The sequence below is a fragment of the Pseudomonas tructae genome (genome assembly GCF_004214895.1).
In the GTDB taxonomy this organism is placed as follows: Bacteria; Pseudomonadota; Gammaproteobacteria; order Pseudomonadales; family Pseudomonadaceae; genus Aquipseudomonas; species Aquipseudomonas tructae.
The window spans coordinates 3,708,234-3,725,673 of sequence record NZ_CP035952.1 but is presented as its reverse complement, the minus strand read 5'-3'; the positions used below and the strand labels follow the sequence as shown (position 1 = coordinate 3,725,673).

Annotated in this window: 15 protein-coding genes; 6 read left to right on the top strand and 9 right to left on the bottom strand. The window is 62.5% G+C overall.

Features of this window, described 5'->3' with window-relative positions:
• The first annotated feature begins 10 nt into the window (after positions 1 to 10).
• A complete protein-coding gene (locus tag EXN22_RS16915; protein ID WP_130265150.1) occupies positions 11 to 610 on the top strand; it encodes a DUF1842 domain-containing protein in 600 nt (199 codons plus the stop codon).
• A 19-nt stretch (positions 611 to 629) separates the two neighbouring features.
• Positions 630 to 1,109, top strand: a complete 480-nt coding sequence (locus EXN22_RS16910) for a DUF1842 domain-containing protein (protein WP_130265149.1) — start codon at positions 630 to 632, stop codon at positions 1,107 to 1,109.
• A 71-nt stretch (positions 1,110 to 1,180) separates the two neighbouring features.
• On the opposite strand, the gene EXN22_RS16905 is transcribed toward EXN22_RS16910, so the two are convergent.
• The 6 genes from EXN22_RS16905 to EXN22_RS16880 all read right to left on the bottom strand — a co-directional run bounded on the left by EXN22_RS16905 (position 1,181) and on the right by EXN22_RS16880 (position 7,900).
• Positions 1,181 to 2,467 (bottom strand): endonuclease/exonuclease/phosphatase family protein, encoded by a 1,287-nt coding sequence (locus EXN22_RS16905; RefSeq protein ID WP_165392228.1) that lies wholly within the window; start codon positions 2,465 to 2,467, stop codon positions 1,181 to 1,183.
• Positions 2,468 to 2,516: 49 nt separating this feature from the next.
• On the bottom strand, positions 2,517 to 3,920 hold the full coding sequence (locus EXN22_RS26205) for a hypothetical protein (protein WP_165392227.1): 1,404 nt from the start codon (positions 3,918 to 3,920) through the stop codon (positions 2,517 to 2,519).
• Between the two features lie 88 nt (positions 3,921 to 4,008).
• The gene (locus EXN22_RS16895; protein WP_130265147.1) at positions 4,009 to 5,559 is read right to left on the bottom strand and encodes an MFS transporter; all 1,551 of its coding nucleotides are present in this window, start codon (positions 5,557 to 5,559) and stop codon (positions 4,009 to 4,011) included.
• Positions 5,556 to 6,626 carry an HlyD family secretion protein gene (locus EXN22_RS16890; RefSeq protein ID WP_130265146.1) on the bottom strand — a complete coding sequence of 357 codons (1,071 nt, stop codon included), beginning with the start codon at positions 6,624 to 6,626 and terminating at the stop codon, positions 5,556 to 5,558. Before EXN22_RS16890 ends, EXN22_RS16895 begins: the two co-directional genes overlap by 4 nt.
• Positions 6,627 to 6,689: 63 nt before the next feature.
• Positions 6,690 to 7,103, bottom strand: coding sequence for a cupin domain-containing protein (locus tag EXN22_RS16885; protein ID WP_130265145.1), 414 nt, complete (start codon positions 7,101 to 7,103; stop codon positions 6,690 to 6,692).
• A gap of 35 nt (positions 7,104 to 7,138) precedes the next feature.
• Positions 7,139 to 7,900, bottom strand: coding sequence for an SDR family oxidoreductase (locus EXN22_RS16880; RefSeq protein ID WP_130265144.1), 762 nt, complete (start codon positions 7,898 to 7,900; stop codon positions 7,139 to 7,141).
• Between the two features lie 254 nt (positions 7,901 to 8,154).
• Here EXN22_RS16880 and EXN22_RS16875 point away from each other — a divergent pair, with 254 nt between their 5' ends.
• From EXN22_RS16875 to EXN22_RS16865, 3 genes are all read left to right on the top strand, one after another.
• Complete coding sequence (locus EXN22_RS16875) at positions 8,155 to 9,726, top strand: winged helix-turn-helix domain-containing tetratricopeptide repeat protein (protein WP_130265143.1); 1,572 nt, start codon at positions 8,155 to 8,157, stop codon at positions 9,724 to 9,726.
• A gap of 77 nt (positions 9,727 to 9,803) precedes the next feature.
• Complete coding sequence (locus EXN22_RS16870) at positions 9,804 to 12,008, top strand: OsmC domain/YcaO domain-containing protein (protein WP_130265142.1); 2,205 nt, start codon at positions 9,804 to 9,806, stop codon at positions 12,006 to 12,008.
• A 166-nt stretch (positions 12,009 to 12,174) separates the two neighbouring features.
• Positions 12,175 to 12,990, top strand: a complete 816-nt coding sequence (locus EXN22_RS16865; RefSeq protein WP_130265141.1) for a class I SAM-dependent methyltransferase — start codon at positions 12,175 to 12,177, stop codon at positions 12,988 to 12,990.
• 76 nt (positions 12,991 to 13,066) lie between these two features.
• On the opposite strand, the gene EXN22_RS16860 is transcribed toward EXN22_RS16865, so the two are convergent.
• Entirely contained in the window at positions 13,067 to 13,975 is a 909-nt protein-coding gene (locus EXN22_RS16860; protein ID WP_130265140.1) for a YncE family protein, read from the bottom strand.
• 71 nt (positions 13,976 to 14,046) lie between these two features.
• Positions 14,047 to 14,937 (bottom strand): LysR family transcriptional regulator, encoded by an 891-nt coding sequence (locus EXN22_RS16855; RefSeq protein WP_130265139.1) that lies wholly within the window; start codon positions 14,935 to 14,937, stop codon positions 14,047 to 14,049.
• A 105-nt stretch (positions 14,938 to 15,042) separates the two neighbouring features.
• Here EXN22_RS16855 and nfsB point away from each other — a divergent pair, with 105 nt between their 5' ends.
• Complete coding sequence (gene nfsB / locus EXN22_RS16850) at positions 15,043 to 15,696, top strand: oxygen-insensitive NAD(P)H nitroreductase (RefSeq protein WP_130265138.1); 654 nt, start codon at positions 15,043 to 15,045, stop codon at positions 15,694 to 15,696.
• Between the two features lie 88 nt (positions 15,697 to 15,784).
• Here the strand turns inward: nfsB and EXN22_RS16840 are convergent, their stop codons facing one another.
• Entirely contained in the window at positions 15,785 to 17,347 is a 1,563-nt protein-coding gene (locus EXN22_RS16840) for a hypothetical protein (protein ID WP_130265137.1), read from the bottom strand.
• Positions 17,348 to 17,440: the final 93 nt, after the last annotated feature.

Sequence of the window (17,440 nt, the reverse complement as noted above, 5' to 3'; positions counted from 1 at the left end):
TGGAGGCACCATGACTGACTCATTACAAGCACCTGTGATCGGACTGTTCCCACTGTCTTACGTTATTGGCACCGAGGCATCCGGCGCCCAGCGCCTGGTACTCGACCTGCTGGTTCATCCAGCCGACCGCACCCTGCGCGGCGTTGCCCAGCTCACCCAGGCCACCAACCCACCGCTGGACCTGCATCTGGATGTCTGGGGCACTTTCAGCTATCAGCTGTCCCTGCCACCGAGCCCGAGCCATATCCTCATTACCCTGCAAGGCAACCATGGCGGCAAGACGGCCAATTCGCCGATCATCTTCCACCTCAATCTTGCGGTCGGCAGCGACTGGCAAAAAGGCCTGGCGGGTTATCGCTACCTGAACAGCCAGGGGCAATGGATCGTGGTCGAAGCACCCGCGCACCGGGAAGAAACCCGTATCCAGACTTTCGGCAACCTCGACATCCAGGCGCTGTTGCACGCCACTACCCTGGAGGCAGCCATTGCCACGGGCGATGTCGAGCACCTCAAGGCCGTGGCCGCCGGTGACGCCGGCCAGGCGCTGAATACCGCGATCGATTCGACCAAAAGCACTTCCGGTAAAGCCGGCAAGTCCAGCCGCGCCTGACCAGACAAGGAGTCGTACCATGCCTGTAATCGGATTGTTCCACACTCGCCTCAACGTGCGCACCGGCCTGCTCGGCGCGCCGGTCCTGACCCTCGATCTGCTGGTCAATACCGTGCAGAAGAGAATCAGCGGCGTGGCCAGCATCTTCGCTGCTACGTACCCGCCGCTGAACTTCCACGCCGATGTGTGGGGAGACTACTCAGACCTCAAGCTGGGCCTCAAAGGCGAGGGTCATATCGTCCTGAACCTCACCGGCAGCCCGAGCGGCCCGTTCAGTACCCTTGAGCAGACCTTCCACTTGCACGGGATCCTCGACGCCGACTGGGCGAGGGGGACCGCCAGCTACCGTTACCTGCGCCTGGATGGCGGAGATTGGCACGTGGTGCCCCACGCCAAAGTGCGTCAGGCACCGACCGAGACTCACCAGAGCCACAAGGATCTCGGCGAGCATAGCCGTCACCGGCTGCAGACGGCGATTGCTGAGCTGGAAAGCGTGTAAACCGGCGCAACAAGAGGGCAGCCTGGGGTGACCGGGTTGCCTTTCTCCTAGGTGTAAAAGCTTTGCGCCCTTCAAAGCTCGATCTCAACGACAACCGGGCAATGGTCCGATACCGCCAACACTGGGGTAGGGTATTGGGGTGGGTTGGCGCGAAACGAGGCGCCCATCTTGCCGATCGAAATCTTGGACACCGACTTGATGCCATTGGCCAGAGTCTGTGATACCAGTACATGGTCCAGGCCCACGGGATTTCGACAGCCCAGTCCATTGGTAGCCGTCAGTGTTTTGCGTTGCTCTTGAGTCAGTGTCGCGGTTTTCGCTGACTCGCACGCTGCCGTCACTTCAGGCGATCCGGGGCAGGCCGCGGAAAGGAGCCTGGCCTGCGAGCCTGCGGGCGCTCCGTCATTGATTTCCAGCAGCAGGTTTCGCGTCGTTACTGTGGCGGCCCGGCTTTTCGTCAAGTCGACTTCTCCGTCGCTTCGCCGTGGCTCCGCGCCTGCTACTTTGTTGGCTTCGTGCCAAAGATTGCGGTTGAAGTCGCCCAGTACAATAAAACCATCCACGTTCATCGGCTGCTTTTCAAATGCGGTTTCAAGTGGACCTACCTGTTGCTGCAGAACAGGGCACGGATCGTTGGTGCCTTTGTTGCCGTCGAGTCGATCGCCTTCCAGCGGTGACACACAGCCGGACTTCAGATGCAGCGTCAGAAAACGAACCCGCTTGCCTGCCAGGTTCAACGTGACGCTATAGCCGGGCCGTACCTGCTTGCCCTGCGGTTGATCCGGCAGGGAAAAATCCACCAGGTCGGTACAGGCTTCGACCGCGTCGCCCCATGATTTTTTCCAGGCAAACGCCAGGCGCTGGATCTTGTAGGCGCCGTCGAAGGAGCAGACGTTGTAGTCTGCGGCAAGGTCGCCGAGTGCTTCACGCACACTCTGGGTTCCGGAGACTTCCTGGAATGCAATGACATCCGGCTTGATCTGGGTAGCCAACAGGCTGGCGATTTGCGTCAGGCGTTTGGCATAGGCTTGAGGGGTAACTTCCACCCCTTGATGGGCAGCCGTGGTGTAGGCCGCGCAGGGCGGCATTGTGGAAAGATCCACCCCTTCGAGTGACGCACGTGACTCGCTGATGTCCCAGCCACGCTTGGCTTGCGGTGTGCCGGCAGGTACCAGCATCCAGTCACCTTGGGCGTTCTTGGCATAGGTTTTCGAGCACTGGGCAATCCAGCCTGGCAGCTCTTGTGCAGCGACGTGCCAGCCCAGGTTCCAGGTGGTGATGCGAATCACCTCGCCCTGTGCGAAAGAACATCCGAACAGCATGGCGGTGCCTATGATGAGCTTCCAGGTCGGGTACATGCGATGCTCCTTCTGCAAGAGATGAGTCCCGGCGGATGATGTCCGGTAATCAGAACTTGATCGGTATGGATAACGATACGGAGGGGAGCACGCTGCCAATGGCTTTGCCCGCTTTGACCAGGTCATTGTTTTCACCCATGCCATTGCGCACATCCCCCAGGGCAGTATTGAATGCCTTGACCACTTCATGATTGGGCCCAGGAAGCAAAACATTGTCCTTGTACAGTTTGTAGGCTTTGTACACTTCGCTGTTTTCACCCAGCGCCGTCCGCATGCTTCCATCGATTTGATCAACGAACTTGCGGATGTCATTGTTGGGGCCAAAACAACCGTCATTCGTCGCTACGCCATGCTCCCAGCACTTGTCGAGCTCCCTGGCCAGTAATTGACCGCCGGTGCATGCCAGGAAAAGCTTGGGATTGCCGCCGGTCTTGACCGCACAGGACACTGCGATCTGCTGCTCGGGTGTCAGGTCCTTGGCCAGGCCGCATGCGGCTGCAGCGCCATAATCGGTTTTGTTCTGCTTCAGGCACTTTGCATAATACAGCTCGTTTTCACCCAGGAACTCTCGACCGGCGCAGAGCGCTATATCCTCTTGCGTGTTGTGATTTTTACTGCACTCCTGGACCCTGCGCATTTTCCGGTAGGACTTTTCAAGGTTCTCATCACCGATGCTGCACACTGCGGCAGCGCCTGCATCGTCCGGATGTTCATCCATGCACGTCACTGTCGTACGGTAGGCTTTGGGCAACGCCCGATTGACCAGGCACTGGTACATCTGTTCTTCATCTTGCGCCTCGTCGTAACACTTCTCGGCGACCTCCAGATTCGGAATCGGTGGCCTGGCCATGGAAATCGTCGTACCAAACTGCCCGTCACCCTGTGCTGGCGCTGGCACCACAATCTGGACCCTGGGCTTCCAGCCGAATCCACCGATCTGTTCGCGAGGCACTCTTACGAATATCGGTGGCGCAGGTATGGGGGCCTGAACAATCTGAGGATGTGGACAGGCAAACGTGGTGGGTGCACCGCAGGGTTGCGCGAGTGCACAAGGGGGGAGCCCCGCCACGCCACAACCCGGCGCTACGATGAACGGCGGGAACGGATATCCAGGTGGTGGTGGGCAGGCGATGGTATTGGGAAATCCGCACGGGCTTGGCGCCGGGCAGTATGCATAGCCCATTGCGCCACAAAACGGCGCACCAGGCGGCAGTGGCGGCGGTAGGGGTTGCGAGATTCCCAGAGGCGGCTCATCGAAACAGGCACCACCGGTCATGCAGGACTGAAACACCGGTGTTGGCACGTTCAGCCCACTGCATTGGTACATCATTTGTTGATTGAAAGCCCCGGCGCTCCAGCAGGCGGCAATCGCCTGGCGCTTCTGGGCTGCAGCGTCATTGGCCATCACAGCTAACAGGCCAACGAGGATGATGCTGAACAGTGATCGCTTCATGGTGGGGCCACAGCTGGCAGAGAGCCATAATTCTCATCGGTATAGACTGCATCCCGATACTCGGCAAACACCGCTCAACCTGATGGCCTTACCGAGGGCAGGTTTTTGCGCGTTTGGCCAAGCCAACCTTGATCGCCACCAGCACAGGCGCCGCCAGCACAAACAGCAGCGCCACGGCCATGAACGCACTGTCGAAGGCCAGCACCTGGGCCTGCCCGGACAGCGTGCGCCCCAGCAGGTTTGTCGCCGCCCGGCCAGCTGCTACTGCATCCAGGCCCTTACCCATCAGCATCACCGTGCTGCTGCTCAAGCGCTCCACCACCGCTGCGCTGCCAGGCGTGACATGGGAGCCGAGCACTACAACATTGCTCACGGCATTGTGCTCGATCAGGGTCTGCAACCCGGCCACGCCCATCAAGCCACCCAGTTGCCGCCCGGTATTGAACAGGCCGATGCCGGCCGCCAGGTTGCGGCTGTTGAGGTGAGTGAAGGCAATCAGGGTGATCGACAGAAACAGAAACCCCAGGCCCAGGCCGCGCAAGACGATCGCTGTCAGCATGTCCGCGCTGCCGCTGTCGTGGGTCGAGCCAGACAACATCCACATGGCCAGCATGATCAATGCAATGCCAACCGGCACCGTGGCAAACGGTGGCAGCCCGCGTACCTGCACGAGGTAGGCGCAAGCCAGCAGCGCGGCGATGAACACCGCGCCACTGGGCAACAGCAGCAGGCCTGCATCCGTCGGGGTGAAACCAAGCACTGACAAGACAAATGCCGGGATCAGGTAGGCACTGCCAAACAAGGCGGCACCAGCGACGAAACTGACGATGAAGGCAAAGGCAAAATCGCTCGACCTGAACAGGCTGAAGTCCAGCAGGCCTTGACCTTTGGCCAACACTTGCTGAGCGAGAAACGCCAGCAATGCCGCGGCGCCCATCAGCGTCAACCAGCGGATGCGCAGCGCCTCGAACCAGTCCCAGCGGCTACCTTGGCTGAGCACGTAGGTTGCGCACAGCAGGGCAGTGGCGAGCAGCCCCAGGCCAAGCCAGTCGTACGGCAGCATTCGCGCCTTGGCCGGCCGCGGCACGGCGGCGATCAGCAACAGTCCACTGGCGAGCAGCGCCAGCGGTGCAACGCTGAAGAAGATCCAGGTCCACGACTGGCTGTCGAGCAACCAACCCTGCAGGGCCGGGGCGAGTGCTGCGGGGGCAACCACGGCGCCCATGGCGAACAACGCTTGCACGAGCGGTTGCCACGCACGCGGGTAAGCCCGAAACAGGAGCATCTGAGCGCTAACCAGCAGGGTGCCGCCGGCATACCCCTGGGCCACCCGCAGGGCAACCAGCAGTTCCAGTGGCGGGGTGAAAGCCGCGATGGCACACGCCAGACCCATACCCAGGGTTGCAGCGATGACCACCTGCCGGGGAGCGAAGCGTTGCAGCAGCCAGGCTGCGCTGATGAAGCCGATCAGTTTGCAGCCGGTGTAGCCGATATCCAGCCAGGCGAACTCATCGGGGGTGGCATAGGTGTCGCCGATGATGTCGCTGCGGCCCAGTCCCAGCACGGTACTGGCGATGGCCTCGGTCAAGGTGGCGAGCAGTATGCCGAGCACCAGCAGGTTAGCGCCGCTGCGGTTCACGAGCCACCGCCATGAGCCACCTCGACCCGTGCCGACAGGCCCGGGACGATGCGCCCGGGCAAAGGGTTATGGGCCAGGCGGATCTTCACCGGTACCCGCTGGACCACGCGGACAAAATTGCCGGTGGCGTTGTCGGCCGGCAGCAGGCTGAACGCCGAACCGCTGCCGGGGGCAAAGCTGTCAACCACGCCTTCGAGCACGTCGTCGGGGTAGCCGTCGACTTCGATGCGCGCGCGTTGGCCGGGGCGGATCGCCGCAAGTTGGGTTTCCTTGAAGTTGGCCACCACCCACACATCGTTGATCGGCACGATATCGAGCAAGGCCATGCCAGTGCTGACAAAACGCCCGACCCGTACCTGGCGGTTGCCGATAACGCCATCCACCGGGGCACGCACCACGGTGCTGTCCAGGTCGATCTGCGCCAGGTCCCGCGCAGCCAGGGCCTGGGCCACGGCAGCAACGGCAGCTTGACGCAGGGCCAGCAGCACGGCGATGTGCTGCTCTTGCGCGTCCACCGAGGCCGAGGCTGCAGATACTGTCGCCGCAGCTTTGGATTGCGCCGCGCCGGTTTCATCGACCAGGGCCTGGCTGACGGCGTTGCTTGCGATCAGCTTGCGGCTGCGCGCGTGGCTCTTGCTCGCCAGGTTCATCTCGGCGGTGGCCGAGCGCCGTTGGGCCTCGGCCTGGCGAATCAGGGCGTGTTGCAGCCGGGTCTGCGCATCGACATGGTTCAGGCGTGCCTGGGCCGCCTTGTAGTTGGCTTCAGCCTGGGCCAGGTGGGCGCGGTAGTCCTGGTCGTCGATGCGAAACAGCACGTCACCGGCGCGTACGCTCTGGTTGTCCTGTACCTCCACCTCGGTCACGTAGCCAGCCACTTTGGCTGCCAGCGAGGTCACGTCGCCGCGCACGTACGCGTTGTCGGTCGAGGTGCTGGCGCCGCTCAAACCCACGGCCCAGCCAAGCGCCAACACTGCCACGGCAGCGGCGCACAGCAGCAGGCCGACGGTCTTGCGCTTGCCGAGCCGTGGTGGTTCTGCTTGGGTATGGATGGGCTTGGGCGCGTTCATGATCGGTGTCCTGTTCACGGTCAGTGCCCCCGGCAGCAGTCGCTGCCAAGGGCGCTTGACGGGTTACTTGCTGACCGGCTTGACCAGTTCCTGCTCGCTGCTGTCGAGGACGAACACCGCCAGCAGGCGGGCCGGTTCGGTGCTGCTGGCGTTGGCGCTGACTGCATGGAAGGCGCCTGGCTCCTCGACGAAGTGTTCCCCGGCCTGGTAGACCTTCTCGGGGCCGTCGCCGACCTTGCTGCGCACCGCGCCTTCGAGCACCGTGGCATAGATGAACGCCGACTTCGGATGCAGGTGCGCCGGTGATGCGCCGCCGGGCGCGTACTCCACCAGCACACCCTTCATGCTCTTGCCCGGCACGTTGGGCAGGGCGCGGTCGAACACTACGCTGACCTTGCCCGGTTGCGGTTCGCTAGCCCATGCGCTGGTGATCGACAGGCTGGCAAAGGTTGCGGCGAGAACCAATCGGCTAAACATGGCAATACTCCTTCAATGGGTGGGGTGAGCGCGCCTCAGCGCGGTGCCTGGGCGGTAGATTGCGCCAGCCAGTCCTCGAAGCGCAGCGCGCCCAGGCGCGGATGGCTGCCGGGGGTCAGCGACTGGTCGTCGAGCACGTCGCCGAAGTAGCGCGCGTGCACGTCTGGCACCACCTTGCGGGTGTCGTGGGTGGCGCGGAAAAAACGCCGCACCAGCTCGTCCAGCGGCAGAGCCTCGGGGCCGGCAACTTCTGCGGTGGCGTTCAGGGGGGCTGCCAGGGCCACATCGGTGAGCGCAGCAGCGACGTCATCCGAAGCGATGGGCTGGATCAGCGCCGGCGACAGACGAACTTCCTCGCCAACCACGGCCGCCTGGGCGATGCCGCCGACAAACTCGAAGAACTGCGTGGCACGCAGCAGGGTAAAGGGCTGGCCTGACGCCTTGATCAGGTTCTCCTGGGCGAGCTTGGCGCGGAAGTAGCCGTTGGCCGGCAGCCGCTCGCTGCCGACAATCGACAGCGCCACATGGTGGCCGACCCCGGCAGCGGCTTCGGCGGCCAGCAGGTTGCGGGTGGAGGTTTCGAAGAACGCCAGCACGGCCTGGTCTTCCCACGACGGTGCATTGGCCACATCGACCACCACCTGGGCGCCATCCAGCGCCTCGGCCAGGCCTTCGCGGGTGATGCTGTTGACCCCGGTGTTGGGCGAGGCGGCGACGGCGTCATGGCCGCGCTCGCGCAAGTTGTTCACCAGTTTCGATCCGATGAGGCCGGTGCCTCCGATGACGACGATTTTCATGGCGACTCTCCGCTTGCCGACGGCAACCATTGCTGTCGATATGCTTCAAGCGTGCCAGCAGCGCCGGGGCAAGTCCTTGCCGCGGCCTTGGATTTACCTTGGCGCTGGCGTGGATTTGTGTCCAAAGCCTCCAATCTGCGCCAGGCCGCCGGTTGGACGGTGCAGCCGGCCACGGCCTGCCGTATGATCGAAACCACGACCCATCGCCGGCTCGGACACGGCGTCGGGGGCGCTCGATCCAGAGGATAGCCACCGTGCAATTCGTGTTTGAAGACTATCTGCTCGACCAGCAGCGCCGGCAACTGACCCTGCGTGGTCAGGTCGTTGCCATCGGCCCACAGGTGTTCGACCTGTTGCTGTTGTTGGTCAGCAACCACGAACGGGTGCTCAGCAAGGACGAGCTGCTGCAGGTGGTCTGGAGCGGGCGGATTGTTTCCGAGTCGACCATCACCAGCCATATCAACGCCGTGCGCAAAGCCATCGGCGACACCGGCGAGCAGCAACGCCTGGTGCGCACCGTGCCGCGCAAGGGCTACCGCTTCTCAGGTGTGGTCAGCCGCAGTACAGAGCCGGCTGATGAGCCTGCAGCCTCAGCCGAAGTCGTACCGGCCCCCGCCGCACTGAAGCTGCCGGACAAACCGTCCATCACTGTGCTGCCGTTCCAGAACCTCAGTGGCGACCCTGAGCAGGACTATTTCGCCGACGGCATGGTCGAGGACATCATCGCCGCCTTGTCGCGCCTGCGCTGGCTGTTCGTCATCGCCCGCAACACCAGCTTTACCTACAAGGGCAGGGCGGTGGACGTGCAGGGCATTGGCCGGGAACTGGGGGTGCGCTACGTGCTTGAAGGCAGCGTGCGCAAGGCTGGCAACAAGGTGCGCATCACCGGCCAGTTGATCGATGCCAGCAGTGGTACCCACCTGTGGGCCGAGCGCTTCGAGGGCCTGCTCGACGACATTTTCGACCTGCAGGACCGTATTGCCCAAAGTGTGGTCGGCGCCATTGCCCCACAACTGGAACGGGCCGAAATCGAGCGGGCCAAACGCAAGCCCACCGACAGCCTCGATGCCTACGATTACTACCTGCGCGGCACGGCCAAACTGCATAACGGTACCCGCGAAGCCATCGACCAGGCCCTGGCGCTGTTCTACCAGGCAATCGAACTGGATCCGGAATTCGCCTCGGCCTACGGCATGGCCGCCTGGTGCCATTTCTGGCGCAAGCTCAACGGCTGGATGAGCGACCGCCCGCAGGAAATCGCCGAAGGTACGCGGTTGGCACGCCTGGCCGTGGTGCTCGGCCGCGACGACGCCGTGGCCCTGACCCGTGGTGGCCATGCCCTGGCGCACCTAGCGGGCGATGTCGATGGCGGCATCGCCTTGCTCGACCGCGCCCGGCTGCTCAACCCCAACCTGGCACCGGCCTGGTACCTGGGCGGTGTGTTGCGGGCCCTGCGCGGCGAGACCGAGGCCGCCATCGACAACCTTAACCATGCCGTACGCCTGAGCCCGCTGGACCCGGAGATGTTTCGCATGCAGGTGGGCATGGCCCTGGCGCACTTTTTTGCCGGACGCTTCGACCTTGCCGCCAGTTGGGCCGAAAAAGCCCTGGGCAACCTGCCCAGCCTGCTGCCGGCTGCGGCCTTGCTGGCGGCCAGCTACGCCCATGCCGGCCGGCAGGACAAAGTCGAGGGGGCAATGCAGCGCCTGCGGCTCATGGACCCGACACTGCGGGTGTCGCGGCTCAAGGAGTGGCTGCCGATCCAGCAGGGCGAAGATTTCGAGCGATTTGCCCAAGGGCTGCGCCTGGCGGGTTTGCCCGAGTAATTGCGAGCGGTACAAGACTTCCCGGCGAAAACCCGGATAATGGCGGCCAAATCGTTTTGCTCGGTATGGTAATCCCCATGGAAATCAAGGTTAACTTTCTCGACAACCTTCGACTTGAAGCCAAGTTCGATGACTTCACGGTGGTGGCCGACCAACCTATCCGCTACAAGGGCGATGGCTCGGCGCCAGGCCCGTTCGACTACTTCCTGGCGTCCTCGGCGCTGTGCGCGGCGTACTTCGTCAAGCTGTACTGCCAGACCCGCGATATCCCCACCGATAACATCCGCCTGTCGCAGAACAACATCGTCGACCCGGAGAACCGCTACAAGCAGATCTTCAAGATCCAGGTCGAGCTACCGGCTGATATCAGCGAGAAGGACCGCCAGGGCATCCTGCGCTCCATCGACCGTTGCACGGTGAAGAAGGTGGTGCAGACCGGCCCCGATTTTGTCATCGAAGAGGTGGAAAACCTCGATGCCAACGCCCAGGCCCTGCTGATGCTCGACCCGGCCTCGGACACCAGCACCTACATCGCCGGCAAGGACCTGCCGCTGGAGCAGACCATCGCCAACATGTCGGCGATTCTCGCAGGCCTGGGGATGAAGATCGAGATCGCTTCGTGGCGCAATATCGTGCCCAACGTCTGGTCGCTGCATATCCGCGATGCGCAGTCGCCAATGTGCTTTACCAACGGCAAGGGGGCGACCAAAGAGGGCGCGCTGGCCTCGGCACTGGGCGAATTCATCGAGCGGCTGAACTGCAACTTCTTCTACAACGACCAGTTCTGGGGCGAAGACATCGCCACTGCCGAGTTTGTCCACTACCCGGACGAACGCTGGTTCAAGCCTGGGCGCAAAGATGCGCTGCCGGCGGAGATCCTCGACGAGTACTGCCGCAAGATTTACAACCCCGATGGCGAGTTGTGTGGCTCGCACCTGTACGACACCAACTCGGGCAATATCGAGCGTGGTATCTGCTCGCTGCCGTTCGTGCGCCAGTCCGATGGCGAGGTGGTGTATTTCCCCTCCAACCTGATTGAAAATCTCTACCTGAGCAACGGCATGAGCGCCGGCAACACTCTGGCTGAAGCCCAGGTGCAGTGCCTGTCGGAGATTTTCGAGCGGGCGGTGAAGCGCGAGATTCTCGAGGGCGAACTGGCCCTGCCGGATGTGCCGCAGGCAGTGCTGGCCAAGTACCCGGCCATTCTAGCCGGTATCCAGGGCCTGGAAGAGCAGGGCTTCCCGGTGCTGGTCAAGGACGCCTCGCTGGGCGGTGCCTTCCCGGTAATGTGCGTGACCTTGATGAACCCGCGCACGGGTGGCGTGTTCGCCTCGTTCGGCGCGCACCCAAGTTTTGAAGTGGCGTTGGAACGCAGCCTCACCGAATTGCTCCAGGGCCGCAGTTTCGAAGGCCTGAACGACCTGCCGCAGCCAACCTTTGAAAGCCACGCGGTGACCGAACCGAACAACTTTGTCGAGCACTTCATCGACTCCAGCGGCGTGGTGTCGTGGCGCTTCTTCAGTGCCAAGGCAGACTTCGAGTTCGTCGAGTGGGACTTCAGCGCCGAGGGCGAACACGCCAACGCCGAAGAAGCCGCAGCGCTGTTCGGCATTCTCCAGGACATGGGCAAAGAAGTGTACATGGCGGTGTACGAGCACCTGGGCGCCACGGCATGCCGCATCCTGGTACCGGATTACTCGGAAATCTACCCGGTGGATGACCTGATCTGGGACAACACCAACAAAGCACTGTTCTTCCGTGAAGACATCCTCAACCTGCACCGCCTGGATGATGAGCAACTGCAGGCGCTGGTCGAGCGCCTGGAAGAAAGCGAGCTGGATGACTACACCGACATCACCACCCTGATCGGCATCGAGTTTGACGACAACACTGCCTGGGGCCAGCTGACCATCCTCGAATTGAAGCTGCTGATTCACCTTGCCCTGCAGCAATTCGAGCCTGCCAAAGAGCTGGTCGAAACCTTCCTGCAGTTCAACGACAACACCGTTGAGCGCGGCCTGTTCTATCAGGCGGTGAATGTGGTGCTCGAAGTGGCGCTGGACGATGAGCTGGAACTGGCCGATTACGAGGTCAACTTCCGCCGCATGTTCGGCAACCCGCGCATGGACGCGGTGCTTGGTTCGGTGGACGGCAGCGTACGTTTCTACGGCCTGACCCCGACCAGCATGAAGCTCGAGGGCCTCGAGCGTCACCAGCGCCTGGTCGACAGCTACAAAAAACTGCACGCGGCGCGGGCCAAGGTGGCCAACCTGTCTCGGTAAGACGCGCAAACAACAAAAGCACCTTCGGGTGCTTTTTTTGTGTTTATGCATCCAGGTTATAGCCCTGTAACCAACGAATCTTGCCACTGAAACGGCGCCGCTTGCCGGATCATGAAGTTGGCGTTTAGCTGAGCGTTCGTGTGAACAACCTCATCAGGTGCAGACCATGAGCACACCTCTGGATATGAATGCCTTGAAGGCCCGCCAGCAGGCGGCCTGGGCCAGTGGCGATTACGCGGTGATTGGCACCACCTTGCAGCTGGTTGGCGAACGCCTGGCCGAAGCCTGCGACTTGCGCTGGGATGAACAGGTGCTGGATGTCGCCGCGGGCAATGGCAACGCCACTCTGGCCGCCGCCAGGCGTGGCTGCCAGGTCACCTCCACTGATTATGTGGGCGAGTTGCTCAAGCGCGGCGAAGAGCGCGCCCGGGCAGAACGTCTGAGCAATGTAGTGTTTCAAGTCGCCGATGTTGAAGCCTTGCCGTTCCAGGATGGCGTGTTCGACGCGGTGGTCTCGACCTTCGGCGTGATGTTCGCCCCCGATCAGGCCCAGGCGGCCAGGGAGCTGGGGCGTGTGTGCCGCCCGGACGGCCGCATCGGCCTGGCAAACTGGACCCCGCAAGGTTTTGTCGGGCAAATGTTCAAGACCCTCGGCCGCCACGTCCCGCCACCGGCCGGTGCGTTACCGCCGTCGCGTTGGGGGGATGAGGAGCAGTTGCACATTCTGTTTGGCGACGCTATCGGCTCGATCAAGGTAACGCGCGAGCATTTCAACTTCCGCTATCGCTCGGCGGCGCATTTCATCGAGGTGTTCAGGACCTGGTATGGGCCAGTGCACAAGGCGTTCGCGTCGTTGGACGGCGACAAGGCCAGTGCCCTGGAAAGCGATCTGAGCCAACTGTTGAACGACAGCAATGTGGCGCAAGGTTCAGCGCTGGTGGTGCCCAGCGAGTACCTGGAAGTCGTCATCACTCGACGCTGAACAATTGTGTGTGGGAGCGGGCTTGCCCCGCGATAGCATTCGTTCAGCCACATCGCATCGCGGGGCAAGCCCGCTCCTACAGATGTATCGTGTCGATGACTGCGCCGGTAAAGAAGTCCACGACCTCCAGGCGATGGGTCAACAACCGATCGCCAAACCAGTCGGCCGCAAGCCGGGCAGGTGGTCCCTTTTGCCGGACCACGGTGTTTTCGATCCGGCCGCTGCCCGCCGCAATGATGATGTCTTCGCCCCAGTCAGAGCGCTGGGTTGATGAGAGGGGCAGGCACAGGTGGCTGCCAGACTCATTGAAGAAGATTTTCCCGGCGCCGGTCTGGCCAATTTCACTCATATCCCTGGCCCAGCGCACCGCGCCGTCGCGGTCGCAGCAAAGCAGGCGGTGGTTTTCGCCGACGACGAACAGGTACTGGCCATCACGGGAAAATCGCAGGTTTTTCACCTTGGCCTCCAGCGGCAACGCCACCTTGCTGATCTCACCGCTGGCGCAGTCAACCACCAGTACGCTGTTGCTGGCGCGCTCATCGGGGGCCCAGAGCTTGCCCTGCACGGGGTCGATGCTGCCGAACCTGGCGTCGGCGTCGCGAGCGATAGGCTCGCTGCATTCGCCGCTGTTCAGGTCGATGACCACGGGGCGTTTTTTACCGTTGCCGACACTGACCAGCGCATACCGGGCGCTGGGGTCGAAACGCGTCCAGTACGACAGGAACCTGTCGGTTGCCTGCAGCGGCGCACCATCCTGGATGAAACTCAAGCGCGAGCGACTGGCGCCGCGCACCACCAGCCAGTCGACCCCTTGCAAGGCCATGCGTCGACCATCGGCGCTGATGTCGCTGACACTATCGTCGGCCAGCGGGCCAAGAGGGTAGCTAACGGCGCCGCTGTCCGGATGGTATTGGCTCAGGCGGGCCGGGCGGATATTGTCGTGTTTGTCGAAGAACACCAGGCGGCGCGGTACATCAATGTACATTGGAACTTCCCAGGGTCGTTACGCAAAGAGGGGCAGGATAAAGTAAAGCCAGGCCGGGTGTCTGCAAAGCCTCACATCGGCTGCAACGCCCTGAACTGCTCGACGAGCCAGGCATGCAGCTGCGACACCGCCGGCGAGAGCTGTTTACGATGCGGGCAGACCAGGCTCAAGGGCAACACCTCGCCAGGACAGTCGGGCAGCACCAGCTCAAGACGCCCGGCCAGCACGTCGGCACTGACATCCAGCCAGGACTTGAAAGCGATACCTTCGCCCTCGATCGCCCAGCGACGGGCGACCTCGGCATCATCGCTGAACAACGGGCCCGAAACCTGAAGGGTCTGTGAGCCCACTCGCCACTTGTCGTAGACGCGGCCGTGCTGCAGGTACAGCAAACAGGCGTGGGCGAGCAGGTCCTTCGGGGTCGATGGGCGGCCATGGCGTTCAAGGTAAGCCGGCGAGGCCACCAGCACCCGCCGATTCCACGGTGCCAGCGGCAGCGCCACATAGTTGGCCTCGGCATTGAGCCCGTAGCGGATGGCGATGTCCACCGGGTCGCGAAACAGGTCGGCAATCTGGTCAGAGAGAAACAGACGCAGATTCAGTTGCGGGTGTTCGCGTCGAAACGCCGAGAGCCAGGGCAGCAGAATATTGCGCCCAAGGTCCGAGGGCGCGGCGACCTGCAGCACGCCTTGCAGCGGTGCGTTGTCACCGCGCAGGCTGTCGCGCCCTTGCTCGAGGGTTTGCAGCACCGACACGGCGGTCGGCAGGTACTGCTCACCTTGCGCTGTCAGGCGCAGGCTGCGGGTGGTGCGGGCAAACAGGCGCACGTCGAGTTCGCGCTCAAGGCGCTTGATCGCGGCTGCCACCTGGCCCGGGAGCAGGTCGGCCTCAAGCGCTGCGGCGGTGAAACTGCCCAGGGCGGCGCTGCGGACAAACATCCCCAGATCATCAATACGGATCATTTTCACTCCTGCAGTGAAAGTGTTGGCGTATTTTGCCGGTTTTTCTTTGCCCTGGGGAAAGTAAAACTATGCCTCGACCTTACTTCTTCAATCAGGAACTCACCCATGGATCTCGTCAGCCTGGCTCAACACCGCTACACCACCAAGGCCTTCGATGCCACCCGCAAAGTACCGGCCGCCACGCTGCAGGCCTTGCTTGAGCAACTGCGCAACAGCCCGTCCTCGGTGAACTCGCAGCCCTGGCATTTCGTCATCGCCCAGACCGACCAGGACCGCGCGCGCATCGCCAAGGGCACCGAGAACGGCTTTGCCTACAACCAGGCGAAAATCCTCAATGCCTCCCACGTCATTGTCTTTTGCACGCGGACCCACATGCCTGAGGAGCACTTGCAGGCGGTGCTGGCCCAGGAGGCTTGCGACGGACGTTTTCATACCGACCAGGCCAGGGCCGGGCAAGATGGCAGCCGACGTGGCTACGTCGATCTGCACCGCTTTGAACAGAAAGACTTGCAGCACTGGATGGAGAAGCAGACCTACCTGGCGCTGGGGACGCTGTTGCTCGGGGCGGCCTCGCTTGGCGTTGATGCCACGCCCATGGAAGGTTTTGACAGCAAGGTGCTGGATGCCGAACTGGGCTTACGTGAGCGGGGTTTCACCAGCCTGGTGCTGGTCAGCCTCGGCTACCGCAGCAGCGAAGACTTCAACGCCGGCCTGCCCAAGTCGAGGTTGCCGGCGCAGTCACTGTTTACCTTTCTGTAAACAGTGACTGCGCAGCCTTGGCGCACCGTCCGTGACCAGGGCCTTGAGCAGCAGGTCAGGGTACCCCTGGCCGATGGCCTGGCGGCGATCAGATCTGCGCAGGATCGGACTGCAATTGCCACTGGCTGCGTTGCGACTGCAGCTGTGCTTCCAGGATCGATAGGCCGCGATCGCGCAGGGAGATGCGCTCGCGATCGAACAGGTCGGTGAGCAGGCCAAGCAGATTGCGCGATTCGGAGACGGAGCGTGGTGTGCTCAGGTCGCTTACCAGCGCGCCATTGGCGTACGTGCGCACACGCTCGTTCTGACTCGCCTGCTGGGTGGCGCTGGCCTGCACCAGGACATTTTTGTCGTAGCTCAGGCGCGTGCTACTGCTCGATTGGTCACTGATCTGGTGGTAGCGGTAGTTCTGCGACAGCAGAGCATTGGCCAGCGATTCCTGCGGGTTGAGGCTGGTGTGGTAAGCGGCTTTGAGCTGCGCCTGCTGATCCTGTTGCACCGAGCGGTTCGCCGCAGACGCTCCACTGACCTTGGTGGACTGGGACACCTGGTAGTCGAAGTGGTCGATCTCTGTAAGTCGCAGCGGGTTTGACTGCTGGCTGGTCTGGCTGATCGATGCGCTGAAGTCGGCCAGCCCACTGAGTAGAACGGTGTCCTTGGCAGCGAGCAGCGGGATGCGGTCGGTCGACGGCCTGCCGATGTCGTCAGCGCTATTGAGTTGAACGAAGGCGTCCTTGAGCAGGCCCACCAGGTTCTTGTCGCCTTTGCCGCGGCTTTGCGCCGCATCAAATTGGTTCAGGTAGTTGCTGATCGCTGCCTGGCGCTGGGCACTTTTTCCCAGCAGTGAGCTGTCGAGGGTATCGAGGTTCAACTGCACATTGCCGGCAGGGCCCTGCAGGCTGAGTTTGCGCGTGCTGTCATCCAGTGTCAGGTCGAAGGACAACTGATCATCATTTGCCGTGTCCAGCTTGCTATGCATCTGCAGCGAGCTGAACAGGGCCGGGTCGAGTGTTGCCAGCTTGCCCAGTTGCAGGCGCGGTGGCTGTTCATTCAGGCCGCTGATGGTTGCCTGAAAACTGTCGGCCAGCGACGCCAGCCCCTTGAGCTCATCGCTCGTGAGCTGGCCGCCCTGTACCTGGGCGCTGACTGCCAGGCCTTGCTCATTGCTGGCCAGGGTCAGGGCAACGGTGGTGCCGGAGGCGGTGGTCAGGCTCAGGTTCACGGCATTGGCCGGGTGTTGGCGCAGGCTGTTGCCTTGAAGCTTGAGCGCCTCGGCGCTTGGCTGGCTACCCTCGGCGAAAGCGAACACCGATTGCGTGAATGACTGCCCGCCATTGGCCACCAACTGATTGATCAAGGCCGCGCCCAGGCCATGCAAGCGCGAGCCGATAGCCGAAGACTGGACGCCGACGAGCAGCTTCGTGCCGAGCGTGTTCGGACTGTCATTTTCCAGCGCATAGCGCAGGGGGACTGTGATGACCCCGCGCGACGAATAGGTGCTGGTGGCGTCGTCACGGGGGCTCTGGCCCAGGCTGACGGTGCTACCGGGGATTGGCGCAAGCTGCTTGGCAGCAGTGCTGACAGCGGGCGGTATCGGCTGGGGGCCCGTGTATGCGGGGGCAATGCGCAATCCTGCGTTGATTGGGGTCATGCTCGGTACCCATGGCATCCATACTTGTTCAATGGTATCGGCGGCGGATTGCCAAGCTTGAATGGGTGGGCGCAGGCTTGCCCGCGATCCGGG